Origin of the sequence: Pseudomonas sp. R1-18 (assembly GCF_051132095.1) — a bacterium.
GTDB lineage: Bacteria > Pseudomonadota > Gammaproteobacteria > Pseudomonadales > Pseudomonadaceae > Aquipseudomonas.
This window is the reverse complement of the sequence record NZ_CP071658.1, coordinates 3,998,069-4,015,051: the sequence shown is the minus strand read 5'-3', so window position 1 is coordinate 4,015,051 and position 16,983 is coordinate 3,998,069. Positions and strand designations below refer to the sequence as shown.

Sequence of the window (16,983 nt, the reverse complement as noted above, 5' to 3'; positions counted from 1 at the left end):
GATCACAGGCCGATCCCATCTAGGGGACACGTATTTGCTGGGTACCGGGTTATCTGTCCAACGGCCGGCTGCTCGCGGCCTTAAGGCGCAAAAAACAAAGGCCGCACATTAACATAAGCCGCTCCACACGAACATTGAACGGCGTGTAGGAAAATGCTGATAGTGAGGGCAAGGCCGTTGAAAAGCATAGGATTAACGCCACGCTGATTGGATGGTTGGAATGCAGAAAGTTCAACCGGAAACGGCGTGTCTTGGCACGCTTAGGCTGGCCGCCAGGCATGCGATGACAAACAGGACTTTATCCCTTCTTCTCCTTCGGCATGCATTTGCTTTGAATATCAACTGAAGAAACAGCAGTCGTGTTGACCCGTTCGATTTAAGCGGCTGCCCATGGGGTGCTTCGGTCAGTCGAGCAATCAACAACACCTGAGCTGGCCACCAGCCGTTTGTTATCGTTTTCAAACGTGCCGCAAATGCTGCGATTCCCGTGTTTGCTCCAACCTGATTACCGGCGTGTTGCCGATAATCCATAGTGGGAACCGGATCGATGAACCAGCGGAAGTCATGATTGCGCGCGAAGGCGTAGCAATACCAGTCATGGAGTGTGACTTGCTGCGCGGCATCCCATCGTTCGAGCAATGATGTTTTGAACGCAGCCGCTAGACGTTGGCTGAGCACATAGGTACAGCCAGGGCCGGCAGCCTCGAAGAGATGATCCCAGCGAACCTGAGGCTGTGCCTTGTCGACTAGAAGCCGCTTGCCGTCAGGCCAGAATGCGGTGACGTTGCTCGAGTAAGCATCGAATTCTTTCGTCCCCAGTCTAGTGGTGGCGCGCTCCAGTTTGTCAGGGAGCCAGATGTCATCCTGATCGGAAAAGGCTACGTAATCGAAAGGGGATAAATCGACATCCCGGATCAGCCGGAAAAAATTACGTGCGGCACCGCCGAAGCGGCCCGATGGTGGCAGCAGAGTTACGTTTTCATGCCGCTGGGCGTAAGAGGCACAGCAGACTTCGGTTCCATCGGTAGATGGATCGACACTGATGAATACGCTGACTTCGACCCTGGCCTGTGCCAGGATCGAGTCGAGCTGTTCTTCTATCCAGGATGTACCGTTGAAAGCCGCCAACAGTACGGCGACCTTGGGAGGCTCATACGGTTGACAGCCCGGCAGCATGACTTCGCTCAATGTCAGAACGAGCCCAGATCCAGCAACTTCTTCAGATACTGGCCATAGCCCGTCTTCTTCAGCTTCTCAGCCTGCTCACCCAGCTGCTCCGGTGTGATCCAACCGTTGGTGTATGCGATCTCTTCCAGGCACGCGACCTTCCAGCCTTGACGCTGTTCGATGGTATGCACGAAGTGGCTGGCTTCGAGCAGCGACTCGTGGGTACCGGTATCGAGCCAGGCAAAGCCGCGGCCCAGTATCTCAACGTTCAGGCTCTTTTGTTCCAGATACACACGGTTTACGTCCGTGATCTCCAGTTCGCCGCGCTCGGAAGGCTTGATGCTCTTGGCGATCTCAACGACGTGGTTGTCGTAGAAATACAGGCCGGTCACCGCGTAGCTCGACTTTGGAGCGGCAGGCTTTTCTTCGATGCTCAGCGCACGACCGGTCTCATCGAACTCGACAACCCCAAAACGCTCGGGATCCGACACGTGATAGCCGAAGACGGTCGCACCGCTGGCCTGTTGACTGGCCGAGCGCAGGTTTTCGGAGAAGTGCTGACCGTAGAAAATGTTGTCGCCGAGGATCAGGCAGCAAGGATCGTCGCCGATGAACTCTTCGCCGATGATGAAAGCCTGCGCCAGGCCATCCGGGCTCGGCTGCTCGGCGTAAGTCAGTTCAATCCCGTACTGGCTGCCGTCGCCCAACAGCTTACGGAAACATGGCAGGTCTTCCGGCGTGGAAATAATCAGAATTTCCCGCATACCGGCCAGCATCAATACCGAAAGCGGATAGAAAATCATCGGCTTGTCGTAGATGGGCAGCATTTGCTTGGAAACGCCAAGGGTCAGCGGATGCAGACGAGTGCCCGAGCCGCCGGCCAGGATGATGCCTTTACGATTGATGGTGGTCATTTATTCAGAACTTCCATGAGCATACGGGTTACACCACTTTGCCAGTCCGGCAAGTGCAGGGAAAAATTACGGCGCAGCTTCTCTGTGTTCAAACGAGAGTTCAACGGACGCTGAGCCGGAGTGGGATATTCGGTGGTGGGGATAGGATTGATCGTTTCGACCGCCAGCGGTTCCCCATGCGCGCGAGCAAAGTTGATGGCGAACTCCGCGTAGGCATGCCACGACACTTCGCCGGCTGGCGCAAGGTGATAAACACCGCAGAGCTCAGGGCGAACCAGCGCCTGTTGCAAGGCGGCTGTCGCGATATCTGCCAGCAGGTCGGCACCGGTTGGCGCGCCGATCTGGTCGGCGATCACGTTAAGTGAGGTGCGATCCCTGGCCAGGCGCAGCATGGTTTTGGCGAAGTTGTTGCCGCGCGCTGCATAGACCCAGCTGGTGCGGAAGATCAGGTGTTTGCAGCCCGTCGCAATGATGAGCTGCTCGCCTTCAAGCTTGGTCGCGCCATAGTAATTGCCCGGCGCCACGTTGTCGGTTTCCTTCCAGGCTGTAGTCCCCGTACCGTCAAATACATAGTCCGTGGAGTAGTGGACCAGCAGGGCGTCCAGTTTCAATGCTTCTTCTGCCAGAACTTGGGAGGCTAGGGCGTTGACCGTACGTGCAAGTTCCCGATCGGTCTCGGCTTTATCAACGGCTGTGTAGGCCGCAGCGTTGACGATGATTTGCGGTTGGACGCGACGTATCGTGTTCCGCAGCCCGTCCAGATCCGAAAGGTCGCCTGAAAGCTCACCGTAGGCCGTTGCCACGGTATGGCGATCCAGAGCGATGACTTCGCCCAATACGGTGAGCGAGCGTTGCAGCTCCCAGCCCACCTGACCGTTTTTACCCAGCAGAAGAATTTTCATTATTTATCCGAGCGTCCTGCGTAGTTCTTGTCGATCCATTGTTGATAGCTGCCGCTTTTCACATGCGCCACCCATTCAGGATTATCGAGGTACCACTGGACGGTTTTACGGATGCCGGATTCGAAGCTTTCTTCCGGGACCCAGCCCAGCTCGCGCTGGATCTTGCTCGCATCGATGGCGTAACGCAGGTCGTGGCCGGGGCGGTCCTGTACATAAGTAATCAGGTCCGCGTGCGGGCGGTAGGCCGAGTCCGGACGCAATTGGTCGAGCAGGGCGCAAACGGTGTGCACTACTTCGATGTTCTGCTTTTCGTTATGACCGCCGATGTTGTAGGTCTCGCCGATCTCGCCTTCGGTCACGACTTTGTAGAGCGCGCGAGCGTGGTCTTCGACATACAGCCAGTCACGTACCTGATCGCCTTTGCCATAGATGGGCAGTGGCTTGCCTTCCAGTGCATTGAGAATGATCAGTGGAATGAGCTTCTCAGGGAAGTGGCACGGGCCGTAGTTGTTCGAGCAGTTGGTTACCAGGGTTGGCAGTCCGTAGGTTCGGCTCCAGGCGCGTACCAGATGGTCCGAGCTGGCCTTGCTGGCGGAGTAGGGCGAGCTTGGCTGGTAAGGCGTGGTTTCAGTGAACAGGTCTTCCGGGCCTTCCAGGTCGCCGTACACTTCATCGGTCGAAATGTGGTGGAACCGGAACGCGGCTTTGCGTGTGTCGCTCAGCTGGTTCCAATAACCGCGCGCTGCTTCGAGCAGCGTGTAGGTGCCGATGATGTTGGTTTGGATGAATTCCGACGGGCCACTGATGGAACGGTCGACGTGGGATTCAGCCGCCAGGTGCATAACGGCATCAGGCTGGTGCTCGTTGAAAACCCGGTCGATGGCTTCGCGGTCGCAGATGTCCACATGGGCGAACGCGTAGCGCTCACTCTGATCAACCGATTGAAGCGATTCGAGGTTTCCGGCGTAGGTCAGTTTATCTACGTTGACGACCGAGTCAGTCGTGTTGGAGATGATGTGCCGAATGACTGCCGAGCCGATGAAGCCGGCACCACCTGTTACTAGGATCTTCAAAAGAATGTCTACCTTGAGTTATGACAAGGCGCTGCCTGGTCCGTGGAAGCAATGGCGATCTATCGCCGCTTGTGAACACCCGTGCCGGTCCTGTGTTTATAGACACTCGCCGGCAAGTGGTAGTTAGGGGCGACATTTTACATAGAAGAACGGCCATGCCCCAAAAATTATTGGTAATAACCGGCGGCTTGCCGAAGGCATCTTTTGCCATCCGCTCGCGAGTAAAGGGCTCTGTGACAGTTGCTCGCGCCGTGCTTTAAACGAACGCGTTCACCCCGGCGAAAAAAAGCCCCCGACTCGCTTGCCAAGTCGGGGGCTTTTTTAAACCAGTTGTCCGTGACAACCACGGCAACGGTCAGACGTTGAAGCGGAAGTGCAGCACGTCGCCGTCTTTAACGATGTAGTCCTTGCCTTCCAGGCGCCATTTGCCGGCTTCCTTGGCACCGGCTTCACCCTTGTACTGAATGAAGTCGTCGTAGGCGATGCACTCGGCGCGGATGAAGCCTTTTTCGAAGTCGGTGTGGATCACGCCTGCGGCTTGCGGCGCTGTTGCACCGACGCGGATGGTCCAGGCGCGGACTTCTTCGACGCCGGCGGTGAAGTAGGTCTGCAGGTGCAGCATTTCGTAGCCAGCGCGGATTACGCGGTTCAGGCCGGGTTCTTCGAGGCCCAGTGCTTCTAGGAACATGTCCTTTTCTTCGCCGTCTTCCAGTTCGGCGATTTCGGCTTCGATCTTGTTGCAGACCGGCACCAGCATTGCGCCTTCTTCTTCGGCGATGGCGCGAACCACGTCCAGCAGCGGGTTGTTCTCGAACCCGTCTTCGGCGACGTTGGCGATGTACATGACCGGCTTGGTGGTCAGCAGATGGAAGCCGCGGATGACGGCTTTCTCATCGTTGCTCATGGTCTTCATCAGGCTGCGTGCAGGCTTGCCTTCGGTGAAGTGGGCGATCAGCTGCTCCAGCAGGCCTTTCTGGACCACTGCGTCCTTGTCGCCGCCCTTGGCGTTGCGCGTGACCTTCTGCAACTGCTTTTCGCAGCTGTCGAGGTCGGCGAAGATCAGTTCCAGGTCGATGATCTCGATATCGCGCTTCGGGTCGACGCTGTTGGAAACGTGAATCACGTTTTCGTCTTCAAAGCAGCGCACGACGTGGGCAATGGCGTCGGTTTCGCGAATGTTGGCCAGGAACTTGTTGCCCAGACCTTCACCTTTCGAGGCGCCTGCTACCAGGCCGGCGATGTCGACGAACTCCATGGTGGTCGGCAGGATGCGCTTCGGGTTGACGATGGCCGCCAGCGCCGCCAGGCGCGGGTCGGGCATGGCCACGATGCCGCTGTTAGGCTCGATGGTGCAGAAGGGAAAGTTCTCAGCCGCAATACCGGATTTGGTCAGGGCGTTGAACAGGGTGGACTTGCCGACGTTGGGCAGGCCGACGATGCCGCAATTGAATCCCATGATGTTTCCCCTCGAGTGATGTCAGGCCTTCTGGCTGTGCAGGTTTTTCATCGCCCGGTTCCATTCACCGGCGAAGATATCCGGCAGCACGCCGAGGGCAAAGTCGATACTGGCATCCAGTTTCTCCTGTTCGGCGCGCGGCGCGCGACCCAGGACGAAACCCGATACCTTGCTGGCATCGCCCGGGTGGCCGATGCCAAGCCGCAAGCGATGAAATGTGTTCTGGTTGCCGAGCTGGGCGATGATGTCGCGCAGGCCGTTATGACCGCCATGACCGCCGCCGACTTTGAGTTTGGCAACGCCCGGTGGCAGGTCGAGTTCGTCGTGGGCCACCAGAATCGCGTCGACCGGAATGCGATAGAAACCGGCGAGCGCCGCCACTGCCTGGCCGCTGCGGTTCATGTACGTGGTGGGGATCAGCAGACGAACATCCTGACCCTGATGCGAGAAGCGTCCGGTCAGGCCGAAGAATTTGCGCTCGGGAACGAGGTTGACTCGTTGCGCCGCAGCAATACGCTCAACGAAAAGAGCCCCTGCGTTATGCCGGGTCTGTTCGTATTCAGCGCCTGGATTTCCCAGGCCAACGATCAGTTGAATGGCGGTCACGGCAGGGGCTCTTCCTTGGAGTTGTGGATAACACCGCTTGCGACAGCGGCAAATGTGGACGAAAACTGCTCATTTACCATGATGTAAACTCCGCGATCTCGCCCGCTTTGCCTGCTATGGCTCGCGATGTTTCCTGAGCAACTCCGACGTTACCAAGTAATTGATTACTCGGCAGCGCCTTCTTCTTTGGTGTCTTCTACAACTACGCGTGGAGCGTGGACGTTGGCGATAGCCAGGTCGGTGCCGTGCGCCAGTGCAACGAACTCAACGCCGTTTGGCGCCTTGAGGTCGGACAGGTGAACGTTGTCACCAACTTCCAGAGCACCCAGATCGACTTCGATGAACTCAGGCAGATCTTTCGGCAGGCAGGAAACTTCCAGCTCGGTAACGGTGTGAGAGATCTCGCCGCCTTTCTTGACCGGAGCTTCTTCGTTGATGAAGTGAACCGGTACGATGGCGGTCAGCTTCTGGCCGGCCACAACGCGTACGAAGTCAGCGTGCATCACGTGACCTTTTGCTGGGTGACGCTGCAGAGCCTTGATCAGGACGTTCTGCTTCTGGCCAGCAACGTTCAGTTCGATAACGTGGCTGAAGGCAGCTTCGTTTTCGAGCAGCTTGGCAACTTCTTTAGCCAGCATGCTGATGGACTCAGGGGCTTTGTCGCCACCGTAGACAACAGCAGGAACCAGGCTTGCGAGACGACGCAGGCGGCGGCTCGCACCTTTCCCCAGGTCGGAACGCTGTTCGGCATTCAGAGTGAAATCATTCATTTTGTTTCTCCAAAATAACCACATCCACTTGGCGTTTGCGACCAGCGCCAAAGCGGTATGGGCAAAAAAGCCCCGCCCTGACCGAATGCCAGGGCGGGGCGCTTTTCGTCGACGAGATGCAGGCTTCGGGATAACCCTTAGCGGAACATCGCGCTGATCGATTCTTCGTTGCTGATGCGGCGGACCGCTTCGGCGACTACCGGCGCGATATCCAGTTGACGGATACGGCTGCAGGCTTGTGCGGCGGCGGACAACGGGATGGTGTTGGTCACCACCAGTTCGTCCAGCACGGAATTCTCAATGTTTTCGATCGCCCGACCCGACAGCACAGGGTGTGTGCAGTAGGCAAAGACCTTGGCGGCGCCATGCTCTTTCAGGGCCTTGGCCGCGTGGCACAGAGTGCCGGCGGTATCTACCATGTCATCGACCAGAATACAGGTACGCCCTTCGACATCACCGATGATATGCATCACTTCGGAGTGATTGGCTTTCTCACGGCGTTTGTCGATGATCCCGAGATCCACGCCCAGGGACTTGGCAACGGCACGTGCACGCACGACGCCACCGATATCCGGGGAAACGATCATCAGGTTTTCAAAGCGCTGGTCTTCGATGTCATCCACCAGAACAGGGGAGCCGTAGATGTTATCTACCGGAATATCGAAGAAACCTTGAATCTGGTCAGCATGAAGATCAACCGTGAGAACACGATCGATACCCACCACGGTCAGCATATCGGCGACGACTTTCGCGCTGATGGCAACACGTGCGGAACGCGGACGGCGATCCTGGCGGGCATAACCAAAGTAAGGAATTACAGCAGTAATTCGGGACGCTGAGGAGCGGCGGAAGGCGTCAGCCATCACGACGAGTTCCATCAGGTTATCGTTGGTCGGAGCGCAGGTAGGCTGAATGATAAATACGTCTTTACCGCGGACGTTTTCATTAATCTCAGTGCTGATTTCGCCGTCGGAGAACTTGCCGACAGAGACATCACCCAGTGGGATATGCAGCTGACGTACCACACGCCGAGCCAGATCGGGGTTAGCATTCCCCGTAAAGACCATCATCTTGGACACGCGCAGTACCTAGAGGCTGAGGGTAACCTGGATGAGTATAGAAAATGGCAGGGGCGGCTGGATTCGAACCAACGCATGGCAGGATCAAAACCTGCTGCCTTACCGCTTGGCGACGCCCCTGTAGTGATCAATCCGAGTGCCTGGCACTCGTTTCCTGTTACAGAATCTGTAGCTTGCGATGCAACATCGAAACGTTGCTTCCCTTTGCTACGAACCCTGTAAGGGTCTCTGTAAGAAGGGCCGAGACTTTATCAGCTTCAGCTTTGTTTGGGAAGGCCCCAAACACACAACTTCCAGTTCCGGTTAATTTTGCTTCGGTAAATTTACCTAACAAATTCAAAGCATTACGTACTTCTGGGTAACGCCTCTCTACAACCGCCTTACAGTCATTTCGACTGTTTCCCTTGGGAACGGGGCGCACTTTAATGGGAGGAGTGTCGCGTGTCAACAGTGGATCTGAAAAAATTTCTGCTGTACTTACAGACACTTGCGGAACGAGCACTAAATACCAGGGTTCTTCGGGTGTCACGGGGGTGAGAATTTCTCCGACACCTTCAGCAAACGCGGCGCGTCCGCGCACGAAAACCGGTACGTCCGCGCCCAGAGTCAGCCCGAGCGCCGCCAGCCGATCCTCGTCCCAATCCAGTGACCAGAGATGGTTCAAGGCCACCAGCGTGGTAGCGGCGTCCGAGCTTCCGCCGCCGATTCCACCGCCCATGGGCAGGCGTTTGTCCAGCCAGATGTCCATTCCCAGTCTGCATCCGGACTGCGCTTGCAGTGCCCGAGCCGCTTTGACGATCAGGTTGCTGTCGTGCGGAACGCCTGGCACATCGGTTTGCAGGCGGATCTGCCCGTCGTCGCGGACCGCGAAGCTCAGCTCGTCACCGTAGTCGAGAAACTGAAAGATGGTCTGCAGCTCGTGATAGCCGTCAGGGCGGCGCCCGAGAATGTGCAGCATCAGATTGAGTTTTGCCGGAGCGGGCAGGGTCAGGCGAGGTGCGCTCATGATCATTGCCCAAGCTTGCGAGGCTGCCAGTCCTTGATGACCAGCGTGACGTCGAGGTCCTGGCCGTGAAGTTTGACGCGCTCAGGCAGCCAATAGCCATTCTGTTCGACGTAGCTCAGATATTCGACCTGCCAGCCGTCCTGATCGAGGCTCGCCAGACGGCTGTCGCTGTCCAGAGTGACACGACTTTTGGAGTCGGGCGCGGGCAGGCCGCGTACCCACCACACCAGATGCGAGACCGGAAGCTTCCAGCCCAGTTGCTCCTGAAGGAGGGTTTCCGGCGTTGTCGCTTCGTAACGGCCTTGATTGGCGACTTCCAGAACCACGCCGCCGGGGCGACCGGTCAGGCGGGCGGCACCGCGCCCCAGCGGGCCGGACAGGCGAATGTCGTAGTAATCCTGGCGTTGCAGCCAGAACAATGTGCCGCTGCCGGAATCCTTGGGCGCACGAATGCCGACCTTGCCGTTGATCTGCCAGCCGTCGAGGCTGGTCAGCTCCTGTTTGTGTTCGCGCCATTGCGCGGGGTCGCCCTTGCCTTGCAAGGCTTCACGGGAGGTCATGCCGGCACAACCGGCGAGCAGGGCGATGAGGCTGAATACAACTACGTGGCGCAAAAACATAACGTCAAAGAGTCTCTGATCCGGTCAGACGCAGCACGGTACTGCGCAGAATAGGGCTGTCGGGTTGTTGCTCAAGGGCTTTGCCCCAGATTTCACGAGCCTCGCTCTGTTCGCCTTTGGCCCAGAGGACCTCGCCCAGATGGGCGGCGACTTCATGGTCCGGGAAGCGTGCCAGCGCCTGACGCAGCAGGCGTTCGGCTTCGTCGAGATTGCCAAGGCGGTAATTCACCCACCCGAGGCTGTCGAGCACGGCCGGATCGTCGGGGTTCAGGCGGTGCGCCTTTTCGATCAGATCCTTTGCCTCGGCATAGCGGGTAGTGCGGTCGGAAAGCGTATAACCCAGCGCGTTCAACGCCATGGCGTTTTCCGGCTCGCGTTTGATGATGCTGCGCAGATCCTTCTCCATCTGCACCAGGTCATTGCGCTTTTCGGCCAGCATGGCGCGGGTGTACAGCAGATTCGCATCGTCCGGATAGTGCTTGAGTGCCTGAGTGAGCACCTGCCAGCCACGATCGGGCTGATTGTTGCTGGTCAGCGTTTCAGCCTCGATCAGGTACAGCTGCACGGCATATTCGGGTTGCTCGTCGCGGGCATCGGCCAGACGCCTGGCGGCTTCGGCCCAGTTGCCGTTGCCGATAAGAATGTCGCTCTGACGCAGCTGTGCAGGCAGAAAATCAGTACCTGGGCCGACCTGGGCATATTCCGCGAGCGCGCTTTGCGGATCGTCGCGTTCTTCGTGAATGCGCCCAAGGTTCAGATGCGCCGAATCGACATGCGCGCCACGGGCGATGAGTTCTTCCAGATAACCCTGCGCTTCGTCCCATGCCTTGGCTTCCAGGCAGACCAGCGCCAGGGAGAACCGCAGCTCATCATCATCGGGATACTGCTGCAGCAGGCTGGCGAACTGGGCTTTGGCGTCGTCCATGCGGTTCTGTTCGACCAGCATGCGCGCGTAAGTCAGACGCAGGCGCTTGTCTTCCGGGTATTTCTTGATGCTTTTTTCGAGGATCGGCAGCGCTTCGTCGCCTCGATCCATGCTGGCGAGCAGCCGGGTGTGCAGCAGGATCGGCGCGATCTCGCCTTCTTTGGGCGGATTGTCTTCCAGCAGGCGCAGCGATTGCTGGGCGTCGCCGTTCTGCTGAAGCAGCAGGGCCTTGCCGAAGATCAGCTGGCCGTTGTCGGGGTATTTGCTCAGCAGCCGGTCGAAACTCTTGAGCAGACCGTCACGGGTGTCCGAATCGGTCTCGGCGGCGGCGAGCGCCAGAAAGTCGAAATGCGTGTCGCCCTGGCCTTGCAGTACGCGCTCCATGTAGACCATCGAGTCGTCGTAGCGCCCCGAACGGGCCAGTTGAATGGCAGCCGCTCTCTGCGCCTCCAGGTTGGTCGAATCGTTCCTGGCCCAGATCAGCGAGGTTTCCAGAGCCGCCGGATCGGCGCCCATGTACTCGGCAATCCGGTACGCCCGCTCGGAAACCGCAGGGTCCTGCGTGCTGACCGCCTGACTGACATAGTTGTCCAGCGCAATGTCGAAACGATTGCGCTGGCCGGCCAGCTCCGCGCTCAGCAGGCTGACCAATGTTTCCTGGGAGAAAGAGCCGTACACCACGGGCTTGGCTTCAGGCGCGGGCGGCGCGTCTTTTTGAACGGGTGCAACGGACGATGACTCGGGTGTCATCGACTGGCAGCCGCCGAGAAAAGCGAGGGCGAGGAACAACGCGGAGGATCTAGTCATATATAGAAGGGCGGCTTACCTGCGGTGGGAGCATCATGACACAAGGCCGCAGGCAATACCCACAGCCGACGAAAAACTAAAGGATAGCGGTCCCGGCCGCCTCGCACGCCTGCGAGCGCCCGATTACGCGCGATTCTAGTGGGACAATAATATGTGGTGGTTGTTCTGAACCTATCGAAGTAGGACAATTGTCGGCTTCACGTCACCACCAGCGACCCTGAATGGCCTTCCTTGCACTTGGTATTAACCATAAGACTGCCTCGGTAGACGTTCGCGAGCGCGTGGCATTTACGCCAGAACAGCTGGTTGAGGCTCTGCAGCAGCTCTGCAGCCTTACCCATAGCCGCGAAGCCGCGATTCTCTCGACCTGCAACCGTAGCGAGCTTTACATCGAACATGACCAGCTCGCTGCCGACAGCGTGCTGAAATGGCTGGCCGATTATCACCATCTGAGCCTCGATGAGCTGCGCGCCAGCGCCTATATCCATCAGGACGATGCGGCTGTTCGTCACATGATGCGCGTGGCCTCCGGTCTCGATTCCCTGGTACTCGGCGAGCCGCAGATTCTCGGCCAGATGAAGTCCGCCTACGCCGTTGCCCGCGAAGCCGGTACCGTCGGCCCGCTGCTTGGTCGACTGTTCCAGGCTACGTTCAGCGCGGCCAAACAGGTGCGGACCGATACCGCCATCGGCGAGAACCCGGTGTCGGTGGCCTTCGCTGCCGTCAGCCTGGCCAAACAGATTTTCAGCGACCTGCAACGCAGCCAGGCCCTGTTGATCGGTGCCGGAGAGACCATTACGCTGGTCGCGCGGCACCTGAGCGACCTGGGCGTCAAGCGTATCGTGGTTGCCAACCGCACACTGGAGCGCGCCAACACGCTGGCCGCGGAATTCGGTGCTCACGCCGTGCTGCTCTCGGACATTCCCGCAGAGCTGGTCAACAGCGATATCGTGATCAGTTCCACGGCCAGCCAGTTGCCGATTCTGGGCAAGGGAGCGGTGGAAAGCGCATTGAAGTTGCGCAAGCACAAACCGATTTTCATGGTCGATATTGCCGTCCCGCGCGATATCGAGCCTGAAGTCGGCGAGCTGGACGACGTTTACCTGTACAGCGTCGACGACCTGCATGAAGTGGTCGCCGAGAACCTCAAGAGTCGTCAGGGCGCGGCTCTGGCGGCGGAAGAACTGGTCAGCGTCGGTGTCGACGATTTCATGTCGCGGCTGCGTGAGCTGGCCGCGGTTGATGTACTGCGTGCTTATCGCCAGCAGAGTGAACGTCTTCGCGACGAGGAACTGGCCAAGGCGCAGCGGATGCTGGCCAACGGCAGCAATGCCGAGGACGTACTGGTCCAGCTGGCGCGTGGTTTGACCAACAAGCTGCTGCACGCGCCCAGTGTCCAGCTCAAGAAGCTGTCTGCCGAAGGCCGCGTCGATGCGCTGGCCATGGCCCAGGAACTATTCGCCCTCGGTGAGGGCTCGACGGATAAAACCCCGCAATGAAAGCTTCGCTGCTCAATAAGCTGGATGTACTCAGCGACCGTTTCGAGGAACTGACCGCGCTGCTTGGCGACGCGGAAGTGATCAGTGACCAGACAAAATTTCGCGCTTATTCGCGTGAATACGCCGAGGTCGAGCCGGTAATCCAGCTCTATAAGCAGCGGGCCAAGGTGCTGGCAGACCTGGACGGCGCGCAGGCCCTGCTCAAGGACAGCGACCCGGACATGCGCGAAATGGCCGTGGAGGAGGTTCGCGACACCAAACAGCAGTTGGCCGAACTGGAAGAGCAGCTGCAACGCATGCTGCTGCCCAAGGACCCCAACGACGGGCGCAATGTCTTTCTGGAGATCCGCGCCGGGACCGGCGGAGACGAGGCGGCAATCTTTTCCGGCGACCTGTTCCGCATGTATTCGCGTTACGCCGAGCGTCGTGGCTGGCGTGTAGAGATTCTTTCCGAGAATGAAGGCGAGCACGGCGGCTACAAGGAAGTGATCGCGCGGGTAGAAGGCGACAATGTGTACGGCAAGCTGAAATTCGAATCCGGCGCACATCGCGTGCAGCGCGTGCCGGAAACCGAGTCTCAGGGCCGCATCCACACATCCGCCTGCACCGTCGCGGTCCTGCCCGAGCCCGATGAGCAACAGGCCATCGAAATCAACCCGGCCGACCTGCGCGTCGATACCTACCGCGCCTCGGGCGCCGGCGGCCAGCACGTGAACAAGACCGATTCGGCGATCCGTATCACGCACTTGCCGTCGGGCATCGTCGTGGAGTGTCAGGAAGAGCGTTCGCAGCACAAGAACCGCGCACGGGCAATGTCGTGGTTGTCTGCCAAACTCAACGATCAGCAGACCAGCGCCGCCGCCAATGCCATTGCGTCGGAGCGCAAGCTGCTGGTCGGCTCGGGCGATCGCTCCGAGCGGATTCGCACCTATAACTTCCCTCAGGGGCGAGTAACGGATCACCGCGTGAACCTGACTTTGTATTCACTGGATGAAGTTCTGGCCGGTGGGGTCGATGCAGTGATAGAGCCGCTGCTCGCTGAATATCAGGCTGATCAACTTGCGGCACTGGGTGATTAAATGACCATCATTGCCAGCTTGTTAAGAAGCGCCGAGCTACCCGATTCACCGACTGCCCGGCTGGATGCGGAGCTGCTGCTGGCCGCCGCGCTAGGCAAACCGCGCAGTTTCCTGCACACATGGCCGGAGCGCATCGTCAGCTCCGAAGCCGCGCTGACGTTCGCCGACTACTTGCAACGGCGTCGCGCCGGCGAGCCAGTGGCCTACATTCTGGGCCACCAGGGTTTCTGGAAACTTGATCTGGAAGTCGCGCCGCATACGCTGATCCCTCGTCCGGAAACCGAAATGCTGGTCGAAGCCGCGCTGGAGCTGGTACCGCTTTTCGTTCCCGCCGAGGTTCTGGACCTGGGCACCGGTACCGGCGCCATCGCTCTTGCGCTCGCCAATGACCGGCCAGGATGGAAGGTCACCGCGGTCGACCGTGTGCCCGAAGCCGTTGAACTGGCTGAGCGCAATCGGCAACGACTGCATCTGGATAACGCCGAAGTGCTGAGTAGCCACTGGTTCAGTGCACTGGAAGGTCGTCGCTTCGACCTGATCATCAGCAATCCACCCTATATCGCCGATGCCGATCCCCATCTTGTCGAGGGCGACGTGCGTTTCGAGCCGAGCAGTGCGCTGGTCGCCGGCAGCGACGGCATGGACGACCTGCGGACCATCATCAAGCAGGCTCCGGACCATCTGAAAGAAGGCGGCTGGTTGCTGCTGGAGCACGGCTATGACCAGGGTGCGGCCGTTCGCGACCTGCTGACACAACAGGGTTTCGAGCGCGTGCAGACTCGTCGCGATCTGGGCGAGCACGAGCGCATCAGCTTTGGACAACTGCCGTGCTGAGCGATCAGGAGCTGCTGCGCTACAGCCGGCAGATCCTGCTGCAGCACGTGGATATCGACGGGCAACTACGGCTCAAGAACAGTCGTGTGCTGATCGTCGGGCTGGGCGGCCTCGGTTCGCCGGTTGCGCTGTATCTGGCCGCGGCCGGCGTCGGCGAGCTGCATCTGGCGGACTTTGACACTGTCGACCTGACCAACCTGCAACGCCAGATCATCCATGACAGCCAGAGTGTCGGGCAGGCCAAGGTAGATTCGGCCATCGCCCGGCTTGCCTCGATCAATCCGCAAGTGAAACTGGTCGCGCACCGCAGCGCGCTGGATGCCGACTCGCTTGGTGCGGCAGTGCGCGACGTCGATCTGGTGCTGGATTGCTCGGACAATTTTTCGACTCGCGAAGCGGTCAACGCTGCCTGCGTAATGGCCTCCAGGCCATTGATCAGCGGCGCGGCGATCCGCCTTGAAGGACAATTGTCGGTATTTGACCCGCGTCGTGCCGACAGCCCGTGCTATCACTGTCTGTATGGCCACGGCAATGAAACCGAACTGACTTGCAGCGAAGCAGGCGTGGTCGGGCCGCTGGTAGGACTGGTGGGCAGTCTTCAGGCACTTGAAGCACTTAAACTGCTGGCCGGCTTTGGTGAGCCGCTGGTGGGCCGCCTGCTGTTGGTCGATGCACTGAGCACGCGTTTTCGCGAGCTGAAGGTCAGGCGCGATCCGGCCTGCGCTGTCTGCGGCCCGTCGGGCGTACGGAGTTGAGCATGTCGGAAATCCACATGAGCTTCGGCAGCAATGCGCCCGTCGCCGTGTTCGATTCCGGCGTGGGCGGCCTCTCGGTGCTCAAAGAAATCAGCCAGTTGCTGCCTGACGAATCGCTGCTTTATCTGGGCGACTGCGGGCATATCCCGTACGGTGAAAAAACGCCGCAGTTCATTATCGAGCGTTGCCTGACAATCGCCGGTTTCTTCCGCGAGCAGGGTGCCAAGGCACTGGTCGTCGCCTGCAATACCGCAACGGTAGCGGGCGTGGCGCACATTCGCCAGCGCTACCCCGACTGGCCAGTGGTCGGCATGGAACCGGCCGTAAAGCCGGCGGCCGAAGCCACTCGCAGCGGCGTGGTCGGCGTACTGGCAACCACCGGTACGCTGCAGAGCGCTCGGTTCGCGGCGCTGCTCGACCGCTTCGCCAGCGACGTGCGCGTCGTAACTCAGCCGTGCCCCGGCCTGGTGGAGCGGATCGAGGCCGGGGATCTGCTCAGCCCTGACCTTCGCCAGTTGCTATGGAGTTACGTCGAGCCGTTGTTGGCAGCGGGCTGCGACACCATTATCCTCGGCTGTACACACTATCCCTTCCTCAAGCCACTGCTGGCGCAGATGATCCCCGAATCGATCAGTCTGGTTGACACAGGGGCGGCGGTAGCGCGCCAGTTGCAACGTCTTCTGGCTGGCCGGCAGCTTCTGGCGCAGGGGCCTGCGCGCGAGGTTTTGTACTGGACCAGCGGCAATCCCGCTAATTTCGGAAAAATCCTACCGTACCTTTGGCAAAGTTCTGACAGTGTGCGAAGCTTCAGTTTGTAAAAAAAACGTGAAAAAGACGTTTTACAGCTGAACTAAAGATCACCGCCAGTTTTCTATACCGCGTCTGGTGATCCCAACACTTCTAATAACTGCTGTATGAATAGGACGTTTCTCATGAAGAGACTCTTTTGCATGGCTGTGCTCTCGGCGCTCTTCGCCGGGCAAAGCGCGTTGGCGCAAGCCGACGGCGTCGAGTTTTCGGTTGGCCAAACGGGCGAGTCCACCATGACCTATCGCCTGGGTGTGCAGTTCGACTGGGACAAGAGCTGGCTGGAAAGCGATATCGGTCGCCTGACCGGTTACTGGGATGGTGCCTATACCTACTGGGACGGCAAGGACTATTCCGACAACCACAGCCTGTCGTTCTCGCCAGTGCTGGTGTATGAATTCGGCAACGGCAGCGTAAAACCATACGTCGAAGCGGGTATCGGTGTTTCGGTGTTCTCCAACACTCAGGTTGAAGACCGCAAATTCGGTTCTGCCTTCAACTTCGAAGACCGCATTGGCCTGGGCCTGCGCTTCGCCGGTGGGCATGAGGTCGGCATCCGCGCCACTCACTACTCCAACGCCGGTATCAAGCAGCCGAACGACGGTATCGAAAGTTACGCCCTGCATTACAAGATGCCGTTCTGATCGTCGCCTGACTGATCGGATTTGCCATCGGAGGTAGCTT

The 16,983-nt window shown here is 59.0% G+C and carries 17 protein-coding genes and 1 tRNA gene; 6 read left to right on the top strand and 12 right to left on the bottom strand.

Annotated features, from left to right (window positions below; genetic code table 11):
* Positions 1–231: 231 nt before the first annotated feature.
* The 12 genes from J3P77_RS18430 to J3P77_RS18375 form a co-directional block, all read right to left on the bottom strand.
* Positions 232–1,176: a glycosyltransferase gene (locus tag J3P77_RS18430; RefSeq protein ID WP_434682061.1), complete on the bottom strand. Its 945-nt coding sequence runs from the start codon at positions 1,174–1,176 to the stop codon at positions 232–234.
* A 14-nt stretch (positions 1,177–1,190) separates the two neighbouring features.
* A complete protein-coding gene (gene rfbA, locus J3P77_RS18425) occupies positions 1,191–2,081 on the bottom strand; it encodes a glucose-1-phosphate thymidylyltransferase RfbA (RefSeq protein WP_434678012.1) in 891 nt (296 codons plus the stop codon).
* Positions 2,078–2,983 carry a dTDP-4-dehydrorhamnose reductase gene (gene rfbD, locus J3P77_RS18420; protein WP_434678011.1) on the bottom strand — a complete coding sequence of 302 codons (906 nt, stop codon included), beginning with the start codon at positions 2,981–2,983 and terminating at the stop codon, positions 2,078–2,080. The genes rfbA and rfbD overlap by 4 nt, the downstream gene beginning before the upstream one ends.
* The gene (rfbB, locus tag J3P77_RS18415) at positions 2,983–4,056 is read right to left on the bottom strand and encodes a dTDP-glucose 4,6-dehydratase (RefSeq protein WP_434678010.1); all 1,074 of its coding nucleotides are present in this window, start codon (positions 4,054–4,056) and stop codon (positions 2,983–2,985) included. Before rfbB ends, rfbD begins: the two co-directional genes overlap by 1 nt.
* Before the next feature lie 355 nt (positions 4,057–4,411).
* Positions 4,412–5,512, bottom strand: a complete 1,101-nt coding sequence (gene ychF / locus J3P77_RS18410) for a redox-regulated ATPase YchF (protein WP_434678009.1) — start codon at positions 5,510–5,512, stop codon at positions 4,412–4,414.
* Positions 5,513–5,533: 21 nt separating this feature from the next.
* The gene (gene pth / locus J3P77_RS18405) at positions 5,534–6,118 is read right to left on the bottom strand and encodes an aminoacyl-tRNA hydrolase (protein WP_434678008.1); all 585 of its coding nucleotides are present in this window, start codon (positions 6,116–6,118) and stop codon (positions 5,534–5,536) included.
* Between the two features lie 164 nt (positions 6,119–6,282).
* Entirely contained in the window at positions 6,283–6,888 is a 606-nt protein-coding gene (locus tag J3P77_RS18400) for a 50S ribosomal protein L25/general stress protein Ctc (RefSeq protein ID WP_434678007.1), read from the bottom strand.
* 137 nt (positions 6,889–7,025) lie between these two features.
* The gene (locus J3P77_RS18395) at positions 7,026–7,967 is read right to left on the bottom strand and encodes a ribose-phosphate pyrophosphokinase (protein ID WP_002552145.1); all 942 of its coding nucleotides are present in this window, start codon (positions 7,965–7,967) and stop codon (positions 7,026–7,028) included.
* A gap of 45 nt (positions 7,968–8,012) precedes the next feature.
* Positions 8,013–8,087: transfer RNA gene (locus J3P77_RS18390), tRNA-Gln, on the bottom strand.
* 37 nt (positions 8,088–8,124) lie between these two features.
* Positions 8,125–8,973 (bottom strand): 4-(cytidine 5'-diphospho)-2-C-methyl-D-erythritol kinase, encoded by an 849-nt coding sequence (gene ispE / locus J3P77_RS18385; RefSeq protein ID WP_434678005.1) that lies wholly within the window; start codon positions 8,971–8,973, stop codon positions 8,125–8,127.
* Between the two features lie 2 nt (positions 8,974–8,975).
* A complete protein-coding gene (gene lolB / locus J3P77_RS18380; RefSeq protein WP_434678004.1) occupies positions 8,976–9,593 on the bottom strand; it encodes a lipoprotein insertase outer membrane protein LolB in 618 nt (205 codons plus the stop codon).
* Between the two features lie 4 nt (positions 9,594–9,597).
* The gene (locus J3P77_RS18375; RefSeq protein WP_434678003.1) at positions 9,598–11,325 is read right to left on the bottom strand and encodes a tetratricopeptide repeat protein; all 1,728 of its coding nucleotides are present in this window, start codon (positions 11,323–11,325) and stop codon (positions 9,598–9,600) included.
* Positions 11,326–11,546: 221 nt separating this feature from the next.
* Here J3P77_RS18375 and hemA point away from each other — a divergent pair, with 221 nt between their 5' ends.
* From hemA to J3P77_RS18345, 6 genes are all read left to right on the top strand, one after another.
* Entirely contained in the window at positions 11,547–12,824 is a 1,278-nt protein-coding gene (hemA, locus tag J3P77_RS18370) for a glutamyl-tRNA reductase (protein ID WP_434678002.1), read from the top strand.
* Positions 12,821–13,903, top strand: coding sequence for a peptide chain release factor 1 (gene prfA, locus J3P77_RS18365; protein ID WP_434678001.1), 1,083 nt, complete (start codon positions 12,821–12,823; stop codon positions 13,901–13,903). Before hemA ends, prfA begins: the two co-directional genes overlap by 4 nt.
* The gene (gene prmC, locus J3P77_RS18360) at positions 13,904–14,737 is read left to right on the top strand and encodes a peptide chain release factor N(5)-glutamine methyltransferase (protein ID WP_434678000.1); all 834 of its coding nucleotides are present in this window, start codon (positions 13,904–13,906) and stop codon (positions 14,735–14,737) included.
* Positions 14,731–15,492, top strand: coding sequence for a molybdopterin-synthase adenylyltransferase MoeB (locus J3P77_RS18355; RefSeq protein ID WP_434677999.1), 762 nt, complete (start codon positions 14,731–14,733; stop codon positions 15,490–15,492). Before prmC ends, J3P77_RS18355 begins: the two co-directional genes overlap by 7 nt.
* 2 nt (positions 15,493–15,494) lie before the next feature.
* Positions 15,495–16,310: a glutamate racemase gene (gene murI, locus J3P77_RS18350; RefSeq protein WP_434677998.1), complete on the top strand. Its 816-nt coding sequence runs from the start codon at positions 15,495–15,497 to the stop codon at positions 16,308–16,310.
* Positions 16,311–16,424: 114 nt separating this feature from the next.
* On the top strand, positions 16,425–16,943 hold the full coding sequence (locus J3P77_RS18345; protein ID WP_434677997.1) for an acyloxyacyl hydrolase: 519 nt from the start codon (positions 16,425–16,427) through the stop codon (positions 16,941–16,943).
* The last annotated feature ends 40 nt before the right edge of the window (positions 16,944–16,983 follow it).

Bases quoted from the DNA above. Each gene is read 5' to 3' on its own strand.
- J3P77_RS18430 (WP_434682061.1), bottom strand. From the start codon at position 1,176: ATGCTGCCGGGCTGTCAACCGTATGAGCCTCCCAAGGTCGCCGTACTG.
- rfbA (WP_434678012.1), bottom strand. From the start codon at position 2,081: ATGACCACCATCAATCGTAAAGGCATCATCCTGGCCGGCGGCTCGGGC.
- rfbD (WP_434678011.1), bottom strand. From the start codon at position 2,983: ATGAAAATTCTTCTGCTGGGTAAAAACGGTCAGGTGGGCTGGGAGCTG.
- ychF (WP_434678009.1), bottom strand. From the start codon at position 5,512: ATGGGATTCAATTGCGGCATCGTCGGCCTGCCCAACGTCGGCAAGTCC.
- J3P77_RS18400 (WP_434678007.1), bottom strand. From the start codon at position 6,888: ATGAATGATTTCACTCTGAATGCCGAACAGCGTTCCGACCTGGGGAAA.
- ispE (WP_434678005.1), bottom strand. From the start codon at position 8,973: ATGAGCGCACCTCGCCTGACCCTGCCCGCTCCGGCAAAACTCAATCTG.
- lolB (WP_434678004.1), bottom strand. From the start codon at position 9,593: ATGTTTTTGCGCCACGTAGTTGTATTCAGCCTCATCGCCCTGCTCGCC.
- J3P77_RS18375 (WP_434678003.1), bottom strand. From the start codon at position 11,325: ATGACTAGATCCTCCGCGTTGTTCCTCGCCCTCGCTTTTCTCGGCGGC.
- hemA (WP_434678002.1), top strand. From the start codon at position 11,547: ATGGCCTTCCTTGCACTTGGTATTAACCATAAGACTGCCTCGGTAGAC.
- prfA (WP_434678001.1), top strand. From the start codon at position 12,821: ATGAAAGCTTCGCTGCTCAATAAGCTGGATGTACTCAGCGACCGTTTC.
- prmC (WP_434678000.1), top strand. From the start codon at position 13,904: ATGACCATCATTGCCAGCTTGTTAAGAAGCGCCGAGCTACCCGATTCA.
- murI (WP_434677998.1), top strand. From the start codon at position 15,495: ATGTCGGAAATCCACATGAGCTTCGGCAGCAATGCGCCCGTCGCCGTG.
- J3P77_RS18345 (WP_434677997.1), top strand. From the start codon at position 16,425: ATGAAGAGACTCTTTTGCATGGCTGTGCTCTCGGCGCTCTTCGCCGGG.